This window comes from Amphibacillus indicireducens (genome assembly GCF_039539605.1).
GTDB classification, from domain to species: Bacteria; Bacillota; Bacilli; order Bacillales; family Amphibacillaceae; genus Amphibacillus; species Amphibacillus indicireducens.
Map to the genome: position 1 here is coordinate 1 of NZ_BAABDL010000048.1, position 17,017 is coordinate 17,017.

General features: G+C 37.3%; 14 protein-coding genes, 1 other RNA gene and 1 other annotated feature. Of the genes, 3 read left to right on the forward strand and 12 right to left on the reverse strand.

The annotated features are described in order from the left end of the window. Positions 1-86: 86 nt before the first annotated feature. The 4 genes from ABD814_RS04220 to cymR all read right to left on the reverse strand — a co-directional run bounded on the left by ABD814_RS04220 (position 87) and on the right by cymR (position 3,334). A complete protein-coding gene (locus ABD814_RS04220; protein WP_344910650.1) occupies positions 87-476 on the reverse strand; it encodes an outer membrane protein assembly factor BamD in 390 nt (129 codons plus the stop codon). Positions 477-616: 140 nt separating this feature from the next. Continuing rightward, positions 617-1,726: a tRNA 2-thiouridine(34) synthase MnmA gene (gene mnmA, locus ABD814_RS04225; RefSeq protein ID WP_344910652.1), complete on the reverse strand. Its 1,110-nt coding sequence runs from the start codon at positions 1,724-1,726 to the stop codon at positions 617-619. Positions 1,727-1,741: 15 nt separating this feature from the next. Then, positions 1,742-2,887 carry a cysteine desulfurase family protein gene (locus ABD814_RS04230; RefSeq protein WP_344910654.1) on the reverse strand — a complete coding sequence of 382 codons (1,146 nt, stop codon included), beginning with the start codon at positions 2,885-2,887 and terminating at the stop codon, positions 1,742-1,744. A 27-nt stretch (positions 2,888-2,914) separates the two neighbouring features. Further along, positions 2,915-3,334 carry a cysteine metabolism transcriptional regulator CymR gene (gene cymR, locus ABD814_RS04235; protein WP_344910656.1) on the reverse strand — a complete coding sequence of 140 codons (420 nt, stop codon included), beginning with the start codon at positions 3,332-3,334 and terminating at the stop codon, positions 2,915-2,917. Between the two features lie 373 nt (positions 3,335-3,707). On the opposite strand from cymR, the gene ABD814_RS04240 reads away from it, so the two are divergent. Both ABD814_RS04240 and ABD814_RS04245 read left to right on the forward strand, forming a co-directional pair. Next, complete coding sequence (locus tag ABD814_RS04240) at positions 3,708-4,979, forward strand: replication-associated recombination protein A (RefSeq protein ID WP_344910658.1); 1,272 nt, start codon at positions 3,708-3,710, stop codon at positions 4,977-4,979. Positions 4,980-5,071: 92 nt separating this feature from the next. Next, positions 5,072-5,728: an RsfA family transcriptional regulator gene (locus ABD814_RS04245; RefSeq protein WP_344910660.1), complete on the forward strand. Its 657-nt coding sequence runs from the start codon at positions 5,072-5,074 to the stop codon at positions 5,726-5,728. A gap of 58 nt (positions 5,729-5,786) precedes the next feature. On the opposite strand, the gene ssrS is transcribed toward ABD814_RS04245, so the two are convergent. The 3 genes from ssrS to hisS form a co-directional block, all read right to left on the reverse strand. Next, a non-coding RNA gene (ssrS, locus tag ABD814_RS04250) (6S RNA) lies at positions 5,787-5,970 on the reverse strand. 61 nt (positions 5,971-6,031) lie between these two features. Beyond that, positions 6,032-7,816, reverse strand: a complete 1,785-nt coding sequence (gene aspS / locus ABD814_RS04255; protein WP_344910662.1) for an aspartate--tRNA ligase — start codon at positions 7,814-7,816, stop codon at positions 6,032-6,034. A 13-nt stretch (positions 7,817-7,829) separates the two neighbouring features. Then, positions 7,830-9,095, reverse strand: coding sequence for a histidine--tRNA ligase (gene hisS, locus ABD814_RS04260; protein WP_344910664.1), 1,266 nt, complete (start codon positions 9,093-9,095; stop codon positions 7,830-7,832). A gap of 70 nt (positions 9,096-9,165) precedes the next feature. Further along, positions 9,166-9,382: a binding site (T-box leader), on the reverse strand. A 242-nt stretch (positions 9,383-9,624) separates the two neighbouring features. On the opposite strand from hisS, the gene ABD814_RS04265 reads away from it, so the two are divergent. Continuing rightward, complete coding sequence (locus ABD814_RS04265; protein WP_344910667.1) at positions 9,625-10,713, forward strand: N-acetylmuramoyl-L-alanine amidase family protein; 1,089 nt, start codon at positions 9,625-9,627, stop codon at positions 10,711-10,713. Positions 10,714-10,784: 71 nt separating this feature from the next. Here the strand turns inward: ABD814_RS04265 and ABD814_RS04270 are convergent, their stop codons facing one another. The 5 genes from ABD814_RS04270 to ABD814_RS04290 form a co-directional block, all read right to left on the reverse strand. Continuing rightward, on the reverse strand, positions 10,785-12,323 hold the full coding sequence (locus tag ABD814_RS04270; RefSeq protein WP_344910669.1) for a glycoside hydrolase family 43 protein: 1,539 nt from the start codon (positions 12,321-12,323) through the stop codon (positions 10,785-10,787). A 219-nt stretch (positions 12,324-12,542) separates the two neighbouring features. Then, positions 12,543-13,202 (reverse strand): phosphate signaling complex protein PhoU, encoded by a 660-nt coding sequence (gene phoU / locus ABD814_RS04275; RefSeq protein ID WP_344910672.1) that lies wholly within the window; start codon positions 13,200-13,202, stop codon positions 12,543-12,545. A 15-nt stretch (positions 13,203-13,217) separates the two neighbouring features. Further along, complete coding sequence (gene pstB / locus ABD814_RS04280) at positions 13,218-14,021, reverse strand: phosphate ABC transporter ATP-binding protein PstB (protein ID WP_344910675.1); 804 nt, start codon at positions 14,019-14,021, stop codon at positions 13,218-13,220. Positions 14,022-14,190: 169 nt separating this feature from the next. Beyond that, on the reverse strand, positions 14,191-14,637 hold the full coding sequence (dtd, locus tag ABD814_RS04285) for a D-aminoacyl-tRNA deacylase (RefSeq protein WP_344910677.1): 447 nt from the start codon (positions 14,635-14,637) through the stop codon (positions 14,191-14,193). 15 nt (positions 14,638-14,652) lie between these two features. Beyond that, positions 14,653-16,842: a RelA/SpoT family protein gene (locus ABD814_RS04290; protein ID WP_344910679.1), complete on the reverse strand. Its 2,190-nt coding sequence runs from the start codon at positions 16,840-16,842 to the stop codon at positions 14,653-14,655. Positions 16,843-17,017: the final 175 nt, after the last annotated feature.

Genomic DNA, 17,017 nt, shown 5'->3' on the forward strand with positions numbered 1-17,017 from the left:
GGTCGTTTTTTTGCCATTAAACTTTTGGGATCTCGATTTTTCAGTTCTTTTCATAGAACTTTTGACGTTACCGTTATTGAATTAAACTATTTTACCAATTCTACAAAAGTTGTGTTAATACCTAGTGGAAATGTTTCTCTTATATCTCCATCAAACCCAACTTTAACTTTGTCGCCAATTTTAAAAGATGTCTCACTTGCAACTGAAAGATTTACATCTACTTTGCTTCCTGACCTAAGAATTTCACCTTCCTCAATAGAAACAAGGGCTTGATCACCATTTAACTCGTCAATCGTTCCTATGAAAGTTATTTCTTCAAAAGCCTCTTTACTCTTGTTACCATCAATTTCTCTACTCAGTTCTAAGGAAGAGGCTTCGTTATCCTTATCAACTGTACCTTTGTCATTTGTAGAGCTACAAGCAAATAATAAACTAACTAATACAATCATCAACAATAAGTACAATATTTTTTTCAAATTATCACCTCTTAAATTATTTAACCTATTGCACTCAGTTTAACATTTACTGTTATTAATTTCATTAGATTTTTGAAAATAGATCTTTAAAAATTTCCAACAAAAAAGGATAAGTGACTGTTATCCTTTTACAGTATCACTTATCCTACATAATCTAATTGTTTTCCGTCACGATAAATTTCACTAATTGTTGCACCACCAAGACAGACATCGCCATCATAGAAAACGACTGATTGACCTGGCGTAATCGCTGTTTCTTTTTCTGCAAAATCGACATGTACTCTTTGATCGTCGAGAATCGTTACTTTCACGTTGCTATCTTTTTGGCGGTAACGAAACTTTGCTGTACATTCGAATGTTTGACTTTCTGGTTCATTAATCCAGTTGACATCGTCTGCTACAAGTTGATCTGATTGTAAATAATGAATATTATCCTCATTTTCAACTAAGAGCACATTGCGTTCTAAATCTTTACCGACGACAAACCATGGACCACCTGCACCACCGATACCTAGACCTTGGCGTTGACCAATCGTATGGTACATTAAACCATCATGTGCACCCTTATCAACGCCTGCCATCGTTTCCATTCGTCCAGGTTGAGCTGGGAGATATTCACTGAGGAATGTTTTGAAATCACGTTCGCCAATAAAACAAATACCAGTACTATCTTTTTTATTAGCTGTTACTAAGCCATGTTCTTGAGCAATTTTGCGGACTTCACTTTTATCTAAATGACCAAGTGGGAACATGACTTTTTTCAACACATCACTTGAGAGTTGATTTAAAAAATATGTTTGATCTTTATTTTGATCGACCCCACGTAATAGCTCGACCTTATCGCCAGTCACACGCGTTTGAGCATAGTGACCTGTTGCCACATAATCTGCTCCTAATGATAAGGCATGATCTAAAAAGGCTTTAAATTTAATTTCTTTATTACACATTACGTCAGGATTTGGTGTGCGCCCTGCTTTATATTCTTCAAGAAAATAGCTGAAAACTTTGTCCCAATATTGTTTTTCAAAATTAACGGCAAAGTACGGGATATCAAGTTGGTTAGAGACACGAATCACATCATCATAGTCTTCAGTTGCGGTACAAAAACCGTCTTCATCTGTGTCGTCCCAATTTTTCATAAAAATCCCGATCACTTCATAACCTTGTTGTTTGAGTAATAATGCGGTGACTGATGAATCCACACCTCCACTCATTCCGACAACAACACGGATATCTTTGTTTTCTTTCACTTTAATTCATTCCCTTCACTTTCCTGCCAATCGTTTCACTACTTTGATCACACGGCTCGCTGCATCAATCACTTGTTTTTCGTTGTTGGTAGAACCAAAACTAAACCGAATTGAATTGCTTGTTCTTGGATGATCCGCGCCATACATTGCTGTTAATACATGTGATGGCTCAATAGATCCAGCCGTACAAGCACTTCCGCTTGAGACAGCAATTCCTTCAAGATCTAAGCTCATCAGCATCGGCTCGACTTTTGTATTGGCAAAACTTAAGTTTAAAATTGTTGGTGCAAGCTCATCGAATACACCATTCACGGTAAAATCAATATCTGATTGTTTAAGTTCCTGATAAAATAGATCACGATAAGATTTATATTGATTAAAATTTTTGTAATTATCTGCTTCGATTTGTTGAATCGCTGTCCGCATACCGACAATACCAGGAAGACTTTCTGTTCCTGGACGTTTCAAACGTTCTTGATTTCCACCATGCTGGAGTGCGTTAAATTTAATCTCCTGTCCAGCATATAAGAAGCCAACCCCTTTTGGACCATTGAGTTTATGAGCAGAGGCTGACATTAAATCGATGCCGAGTGCTTTCACATTTATTTTAATTAAACCATACGCTTGAACAGCATCTGTATGGAGGTAAGCTTGGTGATCTTTTAGAAGTTCAGCAATTTCCTTAATCGGTTGAATCGCACCCACTTCATTATTGATCATCATAATCGAGACTAAAATCGTCTCATCACGTAAATGTTTTTCGACATCAGCTGGTGTAACATAACCTGCCTCACTAACAGGCAAATAGGTCAACTCAAATCCAAGTGATTCCAAATGTTCAGCTGCATGCAGATTCGCGTGATGTTCAATTTTTGTCGTAATAATGTGCTTTCCCTTTTTTTGATTGGCTAAGGCGACTCCGATTAGAGCAAGGTTATCTGCCTCAGTTCCACCACTTGTAAAATAAAGTTCTTTTTCGTCAGCTCCGATTGTTCCAGCAATATAGCGTCTATTTTCATCAAGAATTGCTCGTGCACGGCGTCCAAATTGATGGATACTAGAAGGATTTCCATAGATTTCTTTCATTGTCTCAGACATCTTTTCAATCACAGCAGGATGCATCGGTGTTGTAGCTGCATGGTCTAGGTAAATTGGTTCCACTCATTGTCCCTTCTTTCTCTTTCTAACTTAAATATAAAACATATAAGGTTCGTTTTCTTGTGCCTCATCATAATTTGATAAGTCCTCTAATGTTGTCGTATCAAGTACATCTTTTACCGCATCACGAATTCTTATCCATAATGATTGTTGTGCAGGGGCTTCATCTTCAATTCCTTCAACAGGCGTAATCGGGCCTTCTAATGTTCGAATGATATCTCCTGCAGTAATTTCATTAGCTGGCTTTGCCAATTTATAGCCTCCATACGCACCTCTAATGCTTCTAACTAGGCCTGCATTACGTAAGGATGGTACTAACTGTTCTAAATAGTGCTCAGATAAATCATGGCTTTTGGCAATGCTTTTCAATGAAATTGGTTTTTGATCTTTATTCTTCGCAAGATCTATCATGATCGTCAAACCATAACGTCCTTTTGTTGATATTTTCATAAAAATACGCTCCCTCTTCTCGCATAATCAAACAAATAAATCGATCATTCGACTCTTTCTTATATTATAACATGAATATTCAATATCACTTGCATTTCGAGATTAAACTCCGTACGATTAATACAATTAAGTCAATTAAATTTGTTTTAGCAAATGTTTGTTATTTTAAATGATTTGATCAATGAAAGTCAAGCTAGACAACTTATGGGCAGCGATTCTGATCGTTTAGTTGTGTTTCGAGACAACAAGATGATGGTTAGAGGCTATTCGTTAGAGATCACTTTGAACTTTTAACCGATCTACAACGATTAAGCGTTATTTATTAGAGATCACTTCGACAATCTTGATTAAATGTAAAAAGGAGTTTTTAATAATGGCAAAACAACCACTTGCTTTTCGGTTAAGACCTAAACATATTGATGATATTATTGGACAAACACACCTTGTCGGTGAGGGAAAGATGATTGAACGAATGGTCAGTGCTGAGCGGTTGGCCTCAATGATCTTATTTGGACCACCTGGAACGGGGAAAACATCGATGGCAATCGCTTTAGCGAATTCAATCGGTTTGAGATATAAAATATTAAATGCAGTAATCGATAAAAAGAAAGATATGGAAATTGCTGTTGAAGAGGCAAAAATGTCTGGCTCACTTGTGATCATTTTAGATGAGGTGCATCGTTTAGACAAAGCAAAGCAAGATTTTCTCTTACCACATTTAGAGAGTAATTTAATCACATTGATTGGTTGTACAACAAGTAATCCTTATCACTCGATCAATCCTGCGATCCGAAGTCGTGTTCATTTATTCGAACTCTATAAATTAACGGCAACAGAAGTTGAACAAGCCCTAGTTCGTGCAATCAATGATCAAGAGGATGGCTTAGGTCATTTAAAAATCGATATGACAAAAGAAGCACTTGAACACTTTTCTAACTCTTCTGGTGGTGATTTACGTGCGGCCCTAAACGGCTTGGAACTTGCTGCTTTTTCAACAAAGCAAACGCAAGACGGCATGATAAAAATTAACCTTGAAGTAGCTGAAGCATGTATGCAGAAAAAAAGCTTTAGCCACGACAAAGGTGGCGATGCCCATTATGATGTCTTATCTGCTTTTCAAAAATCGATTCGTGGAAGTGATGTGAATGCCGCACTCCATTATCTTGCGCGACTCATCGAAGCTGGTGACTTAGAGAGCATCGCTCGAAGAATGACAGTGATTGCTTATGAAGATATTGGGCTTGGAAACCCTTCGGCAGGTATGCGAACTCTAGCTGCGATCGAAGCGGCTGAGCGAGTTGGTTTTCCAGAAGCACGGATTCCGTTATCGGTTGCTTTAGTTGAGTTATGTTTATCACCAAAATCAAATTCAGCCTATAAAGCTCTTGATCAAGCGATCTATGATGTCAGAAATAGTGACATTGGTGAGATTCCACTTCATTTGAAAGATAGTCATTATTATGGTGCGAATAAGTTAGGGCGGGGCGTTGACTATAAATATCCACATAATTATCCTGGTGCTTGGGTAAAACAAGATTACTTACCCGATCCATTAAAAAACAAAAGATACTATCAACCCGTTGAAACTGGGAAATTTGAGCGTGCGATGAAACAAATGTATGATCAAATTAACCAGCGTGAATAATTTTAGCAATCTTTGACCATACTTTCATTATAGATAGCCTATTGATCTTTTAAATCATTAATTCTAAACAATAGCAGTCAGGAGTGAAAAGTATGGCAAAAGTAAGACAAGATGCGTGGTCACACGAAGACGATCTTTTATTGGCAGAGACGGTTCTAAGACATATCCGTCAAGGTAGTACGCAACTTAACGCGTTTGAAGAAGTGGGTGATAAATTAAATCGAACATCAGCCGCTTGTGGATTTAGGTGGAATGCCGAAGTCCGACAAAATTATGAACAAGCTGTTGAGATTGCTAAAAGGCAACGAAAACAAAATAAACGTAAACAACTTTTAACGCAAAAAAATAAGGTGACAAAAACACCACTCTATCAGCCGGAAATGTTGCTTGAAGATGAGCAGAATACTAGTCAAGAAATTATGAATCCTGCTGAAGCATCACTAGATTTAGATCAAGTCATTAATTTTTTGGTTGAGTTTAAACATCAAAGTATTCAATCAACCCATCAAACAGCAAAATACCATCAGCTAGAAACGGATCATCAAAACTTATTAAAAGAAAATGAACAACTAAAAAAGCAAGTGACTTCATTGGAAAAACAAGTTGAGACGATTCAGGAAGATTACCAAGCATTTCTTCAAATTATGGATCGTGCTCGCAAAATGGTCGTCTTTGAAGACGATGATGATAAGAAATTGCCAACTTTCGTTATGGACAAAAACGGAAACCTTGAACAAGTTGCCCGCTAAACAATTAAAAAACGCATTCACCTAATTAAGTGAATGCGTATTTTTTTTGCAAATATGTATCAATCCCGATCGTGCCGTCTCCTAAAAAAAGTTTTGAACCCGCTCCTAAGCAGGTGGGTGTCTTATTTGTTACTTTTTAAGTCCTATTAAATAGGCATGTAATCCATAACAAAAAAGTCAGACTCCCAAATTTAAAATGTTCGGTCAAAACATAATAAATTCAACGTACACATCAGGATTAACTTATGCATTTATCTTAGCATATCTCATATTTAGAAGCAAGGTTTTTGAAAGGGTTTTCACCTATTGTTCCTGCTTATTTCTTGGTTCAAAAACCTTTAAATGTAAATCACCTAATTGCGTGTCACTCACTGAACTTGGTGCTTCCGTTAATGGATCTGATGCTGAAGCTGTTTTTGGAAACAGAATCGTATCGCGTAGATTTGTTTTTCCAGCTAAAAGCATCACTAGACGATCAAATCCTAAAGCAATTCCACCATGAGGAGGTGTGCCGTACTCAAGTGCTTGTAATAAAAAGCCGAATTGACTCTCTGCTTCTTCTTTTGAAAAACCTAATACTTTAAACATTTTTTCTTGAAGGTCACGTTGATAAATTCGCAATGATCCTCCACCTAATTCAAAGCCGTTTAAGACAAGATCATATGCAGAAGCTAGAACTTGTTCTGGATTTGTTGTCAGCTTTTCAATATCCTCCTGAATTGGTAACGTAAATGGATGGTGCGCAGCGACATAGCGTTCATTATCCTCATCATACTCAAGTAATGGCCAGTCCGTTACCCAGAGGAAGTTAAATTGATTGTCGTCAATTAACCCTAATTCTTTGGCGAGTTTTTGTCTAAGTGCACCTAAGCTGTCATAGACAACTTGCGTCTGATCAGCGACAAACAACAGTAAGTCTCCATCAGTTGCTTCCAAGTGATTACTAATTTGTCCTTGAGCTTCCTCATTAAAGAACTTCGCAATTGGACCAGTAAAACCATTCTGATCAACTTTAACCCATGCTAAGCCTTTCGCACCGTAAATTTTAACAAAATCAGTTAACTTGTCGATATCTTTTCGAGAGAATGATGTGGCTTGTCCTTTTACATTGATCGCGTTAACCTTACCACCACCGCTAACAGCACCTGAAAAAACTTTGAAATCAGAGTCTTTCACTTGCTCAGACAGATCAACAAGTTCTAAACCAAATCGAGTATCTGGCTTGTCTGAACCGTAACGTGACATTGCCTCAGTGTATGTCATCCGAGGTAATGGTAGCTCAAGTTCGACACCTTTAATTTCTTTCATCACTAGTTGCATCATTCGTTCTGACATATCGATGATTTCATCAATTGTCATAAATGATGTTTCAATATCGATTTGTGTAAACTCTGGTTGACGGTCAGCCCGTAAATCTTCATCACGGAAACAACGCGCAAACTGATAGTAGCGCTCAAAACCAGCAACCATAATCAATTGCTTAAACAATTGTGGTGATTGTGGTAATGCATAAAAGTGTCCTGGATGAACACGACTAGGAACTAAATAATCTCGCGCACCCTCTGGTGTACTTTTTGTCAACATTGGTGTTTCCATCTCTAAAAAGCTTTCTTGATTTAAAAATTGTCGAATCACTTGTGCCGTTTGATGACGTAATTTAATCGTCTTTTGCATCGATTCACGACGTAAATCAATATAGCGGTATTTCAGTCGTGTATCTTCTGAAATTTCTTTCTCTTCAAAAACATTTATCGGCGGTGTCTTTGCAACATTTAATATTGAAATTTTGTCCGCAGTTACTTCTATATCCCCAGTTTTTATTTTGCTATTGACCGTAGCTGGATCACGCTCAACAACGGTTCCTTCAACGTGTAAAACATACTCATTACGAACAGTTTCAGCAATCGCAAGTGCTTCTTCAGATAGGGTCGGGTTAAAAACAACTTGAACAATGCCTGTCCGATCTCTTAAATCAATAAAGATTAATCCACCTAAATCACGACGCTTTTGCACCCAACCTTTTAACGTAACTTGATTGTCAATATTAGCCTTCGTTAATTCTCCCGCCAAATGACGTGCTTCAAACATGATTATTACCCCCTTATAGACGTTCTTTTATATAGTTTATTATTGAATCAAATGGCACTGCTTCCTGTGTCCCACTTGCCATTTCCTTAATTAAGACAACCTCTTCTTCCAACTCTTGATCACCAATAATTAGAACAAATTTTGCATTTTCACGATCCGCTGCTTTAAACTGAGCTTTCATCTTTTTAGCTAAAAAGTCTTTATCGGCTTGTAAGCCAGCCGCACGTAAGTTTTTCATTAACCCACTTGCTTTTAGTTCCGCTTCTTCCCCAAGTGCTACAATATAAGCATCGAGTGACTGTTCCACAGGCAACTCAATTCCTTCAGCATCAAGAGCCAATAGAAAGCGTTCAACACTTAAAGCAAAACCAATACCAGGTGTAGCTGGTCCATCTAACTCTTCAATCAGACCATTAAAGCGGCCCCCACCAGACAATGTCGTAATCGCGCCAAAACCCTCTGCCTCACTCATAATCTCAAAAGCTGTATGGTTATAATAATCTAAACCTCGAACAAGATTTGGATCGACGACATATTCAATCCCCAGCTCGTCTAAATATTTTTTCACTTGTTCGAAATAGATACGTGAATCTTCCGTTAAGAAATCAAGAATTTTAGGTGCAGATGCCATCGACGGGTGGTCATGATCTCTTTTACAATCAAGTACACGCAATGGGTTCTTATCAAGACGAACCTGACAATCAGAGCAAAGCTCATCCTTAACCGGTGTAAAGTGATTAATTAATGCTTCACGATGGGCTGTTCGACTCTCTTGATCACCTAATGTATTAATCACAAGACGTAGCGACTTCAAGCCAAGGCTTTGATAAAGTGTCATGGCAAAATCAATGACTTCAGCATCAATCGCTGGATCTGCACTACCTAATGCTTCAATTCCAAATTGAACAAATTGGCGCATTCTTCCTGCTTGCGGTCGCTCATAACGAAACATTGGTCCATGGTAAAATAATTTTTGCGGTTGCTTAACTTGTCCATGTAACTTGTGCTGAACATAGGCTCTCGCAACAGATGCCGTTCCCTCAGGTCTGAGTGTTAACTGGCGATCACCACGATCGGTGAAGGTATACATTTCTTTTTGAACAATATCCGTTGTATCACCAACACCTCGTTGGAAAACTTCAGTATGCTCAAAAATCGGTGTGCGAATCTCCTTATAGTTATAACGGGAACAAAGTTCAATGAATTTTTGTTCAAGATACTGCCACTTCTCAGATTCTCCAGGTAAAATATCCTGTGTTCCTCTCGGTAAATTAATCATTATGCTTTCCTCCATTATTAGCAATTTAATTTTTTCTATAAAAATAGGCAACAAAAAATACGCCTCCCAAATAAGGGACGAGCGTATACCCGTGTTGCCACCCTAGTTGAATTAAAAAATAATTCCACTTGAACAATTAACGCTTGTACACGGCTTTGCTTACTTTTATTCAACAAAGCATCTCCAGATCGTCTTTCATTAAAGTGCCTGGTAGAGATCCTCACAGCTAGTAGATCTCCTCTCTTTTACCTGCCTCTTTTAATTACTTTTTCTTTCATTGATTTTAGTTAAGTTAAATTATTTGAATTGTTTATAATATTACTGTTTGGCTAATGTAATGTCAAGTTGAACATGCATAATATTATTTATGTAGAATGTTTAGTCGTAATTTGTCCTAAATATAATTCAATTTAACTTTAATTCGTAACATTGTTTATGGTACGATAGGATTAATTCTATTTTATAAAAATAACCATACGTCTGAAAGGAGAGATGGTCAACAGTCATTGCGACGGGCCAGTACATAAAAATGAAAAAAACAACTCGAATTATTACTTACACAATGCTACTTCTTTTAGCTTCGCTACTCTTTCAATCAACAAGTTATGCGAATACAGTTCAGATTGAAACAGATGACTTACTCGTCCGAAGTGGACCTGGTACGGAATACGAATTGATTGGCCACGTTAATCAAGGTGAAGATTATGCTTTAGTTGAGCAAACAGATGACTGGCTAGCGATTGATTTTAACGGGGAAACTGGCTGGGTTAGTCGCCAGTATGCCACAATCACTGATCAGATCAGCGACGAACCTGAAACTTCATCGAGCCAAACCGACTCAAATGATCAAGCTGACCTGGCAAGTCAAGATTTTAAGATTCCTGTTGATCGTTTACATTTACGTGCACAAGCGACGACACAATCTGAAATATTAGCTGTTTTAACAGAAGGTGAAACAGTCACAATTGTTGAACAAGATCAAGATTGGATCAAAGTTTTAGCACAAGATGGTGAAGGTTTTATCCCAGCATGGTTATTAAATTTTCAAGAACCAGTCATTGAAGGGCAAACAAATTTAAAAAATAAAGTGATTGTAATTGATCCTGGTCATGGTGGTGCTGATGTTGGGGCGATTAGTATTACTGATCGTTATGAAAAGGATTACGCGCTTAATACGGCAAAACATTTGGAGTATCAACTTGAAATGCTCGGTGCGACTGTGTATTTAACGAGAAGTGATGATTACTACTATGCCTTAACTCCACGTGCTGTGTTAGCTAACTATCACGCTGCAGATGTTTTCCTAAGCATTCATTATAATAGTGAACCACAGTACCCATCAGCCAATGGATTAAATACTTACTACCGTAAAGATGCTGATCAAGGCTTAGCTGATGCCGTTCATCAAGGTCTAGTTGAGAAAACAAATGCCAATGACCGTGGTGTCTTATCTGGTGACTATCGTGTCTTACGTGTTTCAAAACAGCCAAGCTTACTTTTAGAACTCGGCTTTTTATCAAATCAAGCTGAGGAAAAATTAATTCAAACACCAGCTTATCAAGATGAAATTAGCCGAGGGATTATCCTTGGGTTAGAAAATTACTTTAAATATCATTAAAAATAGGCCTCCAATTAATCGGAGGCCTATCTTTTACGCATTTAGGAAGTTAATTATAAAATCGACTCAAGTTAAAACGTATTGTCTGCATTTGGTTGAATCAGTTTGTTAGCTTTTAGATATCTAAAATAATCAAAATCAACAGATCCACCGGTTTCAGTCGTTGCATAGTTAAACAAACCTACTCGATAACCCATAAAGTGATCCAATGTGTATTTCATTTGTAACGCTTCACCAATCTCGATCCATTCATCACCAGTTGTCGAATAATAAAATCTTGCCAAATCAATGCTATCAACAAAATTAAATTCAATTTTAAGATCGATTATATTTGTTGCATTTAATTTTTCCTCGATGATTGTCTCAATTACGCCATCCTTTGTTGTCATCGTCAAAGATTTCTCTCCATCTGGATTTACTTGCACACCAACTGTACCAAAGTTGCTCTGTAAAGCAATCAGCCCAGCATGATCACCAGATTTCATATCGGTTGTATCCATTCGTGTAATCGCAGTACACGTTGGTCCTTCTGTTCTTTGTGTTAATGTATTACGTGCTTGTAAAACATGATCTGTTAACTGACCTGTTGTTAATCGTAAGTATCCCGGTCTCTCTGTAAATGACCATAACGTATGATCTGGATTGTGATTCCATTGCCAACTTTCACCAATCACATTCTCTTGATAATTGAATTCATCACTAACGACCAATGGCTTATCTTTCGTTTCTGGGAGGTTGACACTAAATGACTTAGGTGCTTTTCCATCATTCCCAACCATTGGCCAGCCATCAATCCATTGCACGGGTAAGACGTAAGGAATCCTACCGACAGCCCCATGATCTTGAAATAGCATAGCATACCAATCCCCAGCAGCTGTATCAAAAATCGCTCCTTGAGCAATCCCTTGATTTTGATAACCCATATCATCATCAAAAATAATTTTACGTTCATAATCACCAAATAGATCTTTTGAACGATAGGCGATTTGTCTTCTACGCTGTTTACCTTCAGTTGGCCACTCGATAAAGATTAGATAGTAGTATCCGTCGATCTTATAGGCATGGCATCCCTCACAACGTAGACCAATTCCTTGTCTTTCCGTTTCTAATAATAACTGATTAACACCATCTGACTTTACTGCTGTTAAATCTTTAGTTAATTCAGTGATTCGAATGTCACCACAACCAGAAATAACAAATACACGGTCATTATCAAATAAAAGTGCCGGATCATGATAGAGCCCATCAATAGTCGAACGTTGCCAATCTCCACTTTCTATATCTGTTGTTCGGTAAACATAAAATTTTTGGGTATCATTGCAGGAAAAACATAAGTAGAAAATGCCATTATGGTAACGTAAGCTTGTTGCCCATTGTCCTTGGCCGTAATTGTTTTTTCCATCTACTAAGTGATATGCATCATTGCTTTCAATTTGATCATATACATAGCCAATGATTTCCCAATTAGCTAAGTTTTCTGATTTCATAATTGGACATCCTGGCATTGTATGCATACTTGTACTAATCATATAAAAAGATGAACCTACCCTAATAACATCAACATCAGGTACATCAGCCCAAAAAATTGGGTTTGTAACAGTCGTCTTCATAATCTTTTATCCCCTTCAGCTTTTTTATCTTGAGTGATTACTGTAACAATAGCGTTTCCATTCATAATTATCAACATGTGATAGTCAAGCTTTAACACCCCTCAAAGTCTACATTACCAAAAATACAACAAAAAATCCAAAACAACTAACCAGCTGCTTTGGATTATGCGAATTGTTTAACATACTTCATTTATATTACTCTTTTAAATAGCATTAGCCTTATTCATTCAGATCTAACGTTTCACCTTTTACTAAATAAAGAATACTCTCAGCGATGTTCGTTAAATGGTCACCAAAACGTTCGATATATCTAGCTGTATAGGCGATATGCATAACATGCTGAATTTTTTGCGGGTTGTTAGCTGATAAATCTAACATTCGCTCTAATACTTGATCAAACATGCGATCAATTGAATCATCAAGTTCTGATAATTGCTTCGCTAACTTATAATCTTCATTTTTATAGCTCTCTATCGCCAAATCTAACATTTCATAAGCGACCTCACACATATCCTTCAAGGCAAGATCAATTTCAAGCTCATGATCATCACCTAAAACAAGTGTTGATCGTGCAATATTCCGAGCATTATCTGCCATTCTCTCAAGATCCGTTGAAACACGGAGTGCAACAATTAATCGACGCAAATCAGATGCAACAGGTTGTTGTTTTGCAATTAATAGAATTGCAGCATCATTAATATCGAGATCAAGTTGGTCAATTTTCGCATCTGCTTCAATGACATCAGTTGCTAATGCTAAGTCTTTTTCATAAATCGATTGCACTGCTCTTTCAAGTTGAGAACGCGAACCTTTGGCCATCTCAACAATTTTACCTTGTAATTTTTCAAGTTCGAAATCAAATTGTTTACGTATTGTCATGATAACTTCCTCCTATTATCCGAATCGCCCAGTAATGTAATCTTCAGTCCGCTGATCAGATGGTGTTGAAAATAATGTGTTCGTCTCGTCATACTCAATTAATTCACCATTTAACATAAATGCTGTTCGATCAGAAATTCGGGCAGCTTGTTGCATATTATGTGTGACAATTACAATTGAATACTTCTCTTTTAATTCATTGATTAGCTCTTCAACTTTTAGTGTTGACTTAGGGTCTAAAGCAGAAGTTGGCTCATCCATTAAAATGACGTCTGGCTCAATCGCTAATGCCCTAGCAATACAAAGACGTTGTTGCTGTCCTCCTGAAAGACTTAGCGCGCTGTCTTTTAGGCGATCTTTAACCTCGTCCCAAATAGCGGCACCACGCAAGCTTCGTTCGACAATTTCATCAATCTGCTTCTTATCTTTCATGCCATGAATTTTTGGTCCATAAGCGACATTTGCATAAATCGATTTAGGAAATGGTGTTGGCTTTTGAAAAACCATCCCAACATTTGTTCTGAGTTGCTCAACTTGAAAGTCCTTTTCAAGGATCGAGCGACCACGATAGTGAACTTCTCCTGAAATTCGTACAGATGGGACAAGCTCGACCATTCGATTTAATGTTTTTAGCAATGTTGATTTACCGCAACCAGAAGGGCCAATAATTGCCGTTACTTTTTTTTCATAAATCGGTAAGTTGACGTTTCTTAATGCTTGGGTTTCGTGATACCATAAATTTAAATCAATCGTTTCGTACACTTTAGGCTTTTCTATATGTCTATCTTTATTTACCGTCATCGCTGAGCTATACCGCATGACTCCACTCCCTTTTTTTAACAATAAGAAAAGAAATGACTATTTTATATTTGAAAAAAGTCATTTTTAGTAGTTATCTTTATCATACACATTATAACGTCAGAGTTTAAAGTAAATATTAAGCGTCTGTTAACTTTGTGTAAATTTACAAACCGGATGAAAAAATTGTCTAACGTTGGTTGCTGTCGATGACGATTGTGACAGGGCCTTGATTCGTTAAGGAGACATCCATCATTGCACCAAATTCACCTGTTTCAACTTTTACACCAAATGATTCGATTTGTTGATTAAAATAGCGATATAAGCAATCCGCTTGTTCTGGTCTTGCTGCTTCAATAAAACTTGGACGTCTACCTTTTCGGGTATCACTGTATAAAGTAAATTGGGAAATTGACAACACTGATCCATCAACATCTAACAATGATTGATTCATTTTGCTCGCTTCATCTTCAAAAATTCTCAGATGAACAATTTTCTTTGCCAAATAGTCAGCATCCGCTTCAGTGTCATTATGTGTGATACCTAATAATATGACTAAACCATGATCAATTTGACCGATCGTTTGATCAGCGACTGTTACACTAGCTTGATTTACTTTTTGAATCACAACTCGCATTTAACTAGACCCCTTTTACTGGACGACACGCTCAACCGTGTATACATCTTTAATCTGTTTAATTTGCCCAACAGCTTGTTTCAAGTGATTAATATCATTAATTAAAATCGACAAATGAATCATCGCAATCTTGTTTCGATCTGTTTTTCCTTGAACACCAACAATATTTGTCCCGTGTTCATTCACGGTTTGCAAAATATCATTTAATAAACCGCGTCGGTCATAAGCTGATATTTCTAAATCAACCTGATATTGCTTCGTCTCTGACTCACCAGTTTCCCATCTAACTTCCAAGAGCCGATCTCTAATATCATCGTCATTTAAATTTGGACAGTTTTTTCTATGAACAGATACGCCTCGTCCTTTGGTAATGTAGCCAATAACCTCGTCACCTGGAACCGGATTACAACACTTAGCCAGCCTTACGAGTAGATTATCAACACCTTCTACAATAATACCCGTTTCCTTTCGGCGACTGCTTTTCGCAACTGTTTTCTTCTTAACTTGATCTAGTGAAGAACTTAAATCTTTCTTTTGCTCACGCAATTTATCCGTCAAGCGTGTCGCAATTTGAGATGCTGTGATCCCTTGATAACCAACAGCAGCCCACATATCATCAATACTTATAAAGTTGAACCGCTCGGTTACTCGTTGCATATTCTCTTCAGTAAGGACATCCTTTAACTCATAACCCATATTTCGGATTTCCTTTTCAATCATTTCTTTCCCTTTGACCACATTCTCTTCACGCTGTTGTTTTTTGAAAAATTGTTTGATCTTGTTTCGCGCTTGTGATGTTTGGGTCATGTTTAACCAATCTCGCGATGGTCCATAAGAATGTTTTGAGGTTAGTACTTCAATGATGTCACCATTTTTCAATTGGTAATCTAACGGTTCCATCTTTCCATTGACACGTGTTCCAATCGTATGATTCCCAACCTCAGTATGAATTTTGTAAGCGAAGTCAATCGGAATTGAACCTTTAGGCAACTCAATGACGTCCCCATTTGGTGTAAAGACATAAACCATATCCGCGAATAACTCAACTTTAAGTGACTCCATAAATTCTTCAGCATCGTTTGTTTCACTTTGCGATTCAAGAATTTCTCTAAACCACGCAAGTTTTTCTTCTGGATTATCCTTACCTGGCTTAGCTGATTTCCCTTCTTTATACGCCCAATGCGCTGCAATCCCATATTCAGCAATTTCGTGCATATCTTTCGTCCGAATTTGCACTTCTAATGGTGCACCTTTTGGTCCAATTACTGTTGTATGAAGCGATTGATAAAGGTTTGGTTTCGGCATCGCAATATAATCTTTAAAGCGACCAGGCATCGGTTTCCAACAGGTATGAATAATCCCGAGCACAGCATAGCAATCTTTAATGCTATCAACGATGATCCGAACAGCTAATAAATCATAAATTTCATTAAACTGTTTATTTTGGAGCATCATCTTACGATAAATACTATAAATATGTTTTGGTCTTCCCGAAAAGTCCGCTTTAATTCCAACGTTCTCAAGTTGATTTTGAACCTCAACCATAACTTCTTCAATATAGCTTTCACGCTCTTCACGCTTTTGTTGCATTAAATTGACGATTCGATAGTATTGTTGAGGATTCAAATATCTGAGCGCGACATCCTCTAATTCCCATTTAATTGCAGAGATTCCTAAGCGATGTGCGAGCGGCGCGAAGATTTCTAGCGTTTCATTCGCAATTCTGCGCTGTTTTTCCGGTGGTAAATATTTCAATGTCCGCATATTATGGACTCGGTCAGCTAATTTGATTAAAATAACCCGGATATCTTTCGACATCGCAATAAACATTTTTCGGTGGTTTTCTGCTTGCTGTTCTTCTTGTGATTTATATTGAATTTTCCCTAATTTCGTTACCCCATCTACAAGCATTGCAATTTCTTCGTTAAATTCTTCTTCGATATCTATAATCGTTTTGTCAGTGTCCTCGACAACGTCATGTAAAAAACCACTAGCAATTGTCTCAGCATCTAAACCTAGTTTTGCTAATATGCTTGCTACTTGAACAGGGTGAATAATGTATGGTTCGCCAGAGCGCCGGTATTGATTTTCATGGGCTTTATAGGCATACTCAAAAGCATGACGAATTAAATTAATATCATCATCTTTGAGATATGATGCAATTTCGATAACGTCCTCCAGTGTCAATATCTTTTCTCTTGACATTTATGATCACCCTAATTCTTGTTTGATATATTTTGCTTATTACTTATTCGGTGTTCCCTATTTTATTCATAGCAAACACATTCGTTCCTTATATTCTATCGCATTTAAGAAAAACATTTCAAGCAACTTTTTTTAAAATGATTAAATTGTATTTCTATAAACCGATCTGATAGCG

Bases quoted from the DNA above. Each gene is read 5' to 3' on its own strand.
- cymR (WP_344910656.1), bottom strand. From the start codon at position 3,334: ATGAAAATATCAACAAAAGGACGTTATGGTTTGACGATCATGATAGAT.
- ABD814_RS04240 (WP_344910658.1), top strand. From the start codon at position 3,708: ATGGCAAAACAACCACTTGCTTTTCGGTTAAGACCTAAACATATTGAT.
- ABD814_RS04245 (WP_344910660.1), top strand. From the start codon at position 5,072: ATGGCAAAAGTAAGACAAGATGCGTGGTCACACGAAGACGATCTTTTA.
- aspS (WP_344910662.1), bottom strand. From the start codon at position 7,816: ATGTTTGAAGCACGTCATTTGGCGGGAGAATTAACGAAGGCTAATATT.
- hisS (WP_344910664.1), bottom strand. From the start codon at position 9,095: ATGATTAATTTACCGAGAGGAACACAGGATATTTTACCTGGAGAATCT.
- ABD814_RS04265 (WP_344910667.1), top strand. From the start codon at position 9,625: ATGAAAAAAACAACTCGAATTATTACTTACACAATGCTACTTCTTTTA.
- ABD814_RS04270 (WP_344910669.1), bottom strand. From the start codon at position 12,323: ATGAAGACGACTGTTACAAACCCAATTTTTTGGGCTGATGTACCTGAT.
- phoU (WP_344910672.1), bottom strand. From the start codon at position 13,202: ATGACAATACGTAAACAATTTGATTTCGAACTTGAAAAATTACAAGGT.
- pstB (WP_344910675.1), bottom strand. From the start codon at position 14,021: ATGCGGTATAGCTCAGCGATGACGGTAAATAAAGATAGACATATAGAA.
- dtd (WP_344910677.1), bottom strand. From the start codon at position 14,637: ATGCGAGTTGTGATTCAAAAAGTAAATCAAGCTAGTGTAACAGTCGCT.
- ABD814_RS04290 (WP_344910679.1), bottom strand. From the start codon at position 16,842: ATGTCAAGAGAAAAGATATTGACACTGGAGGACGTTATCGAAATTGCA.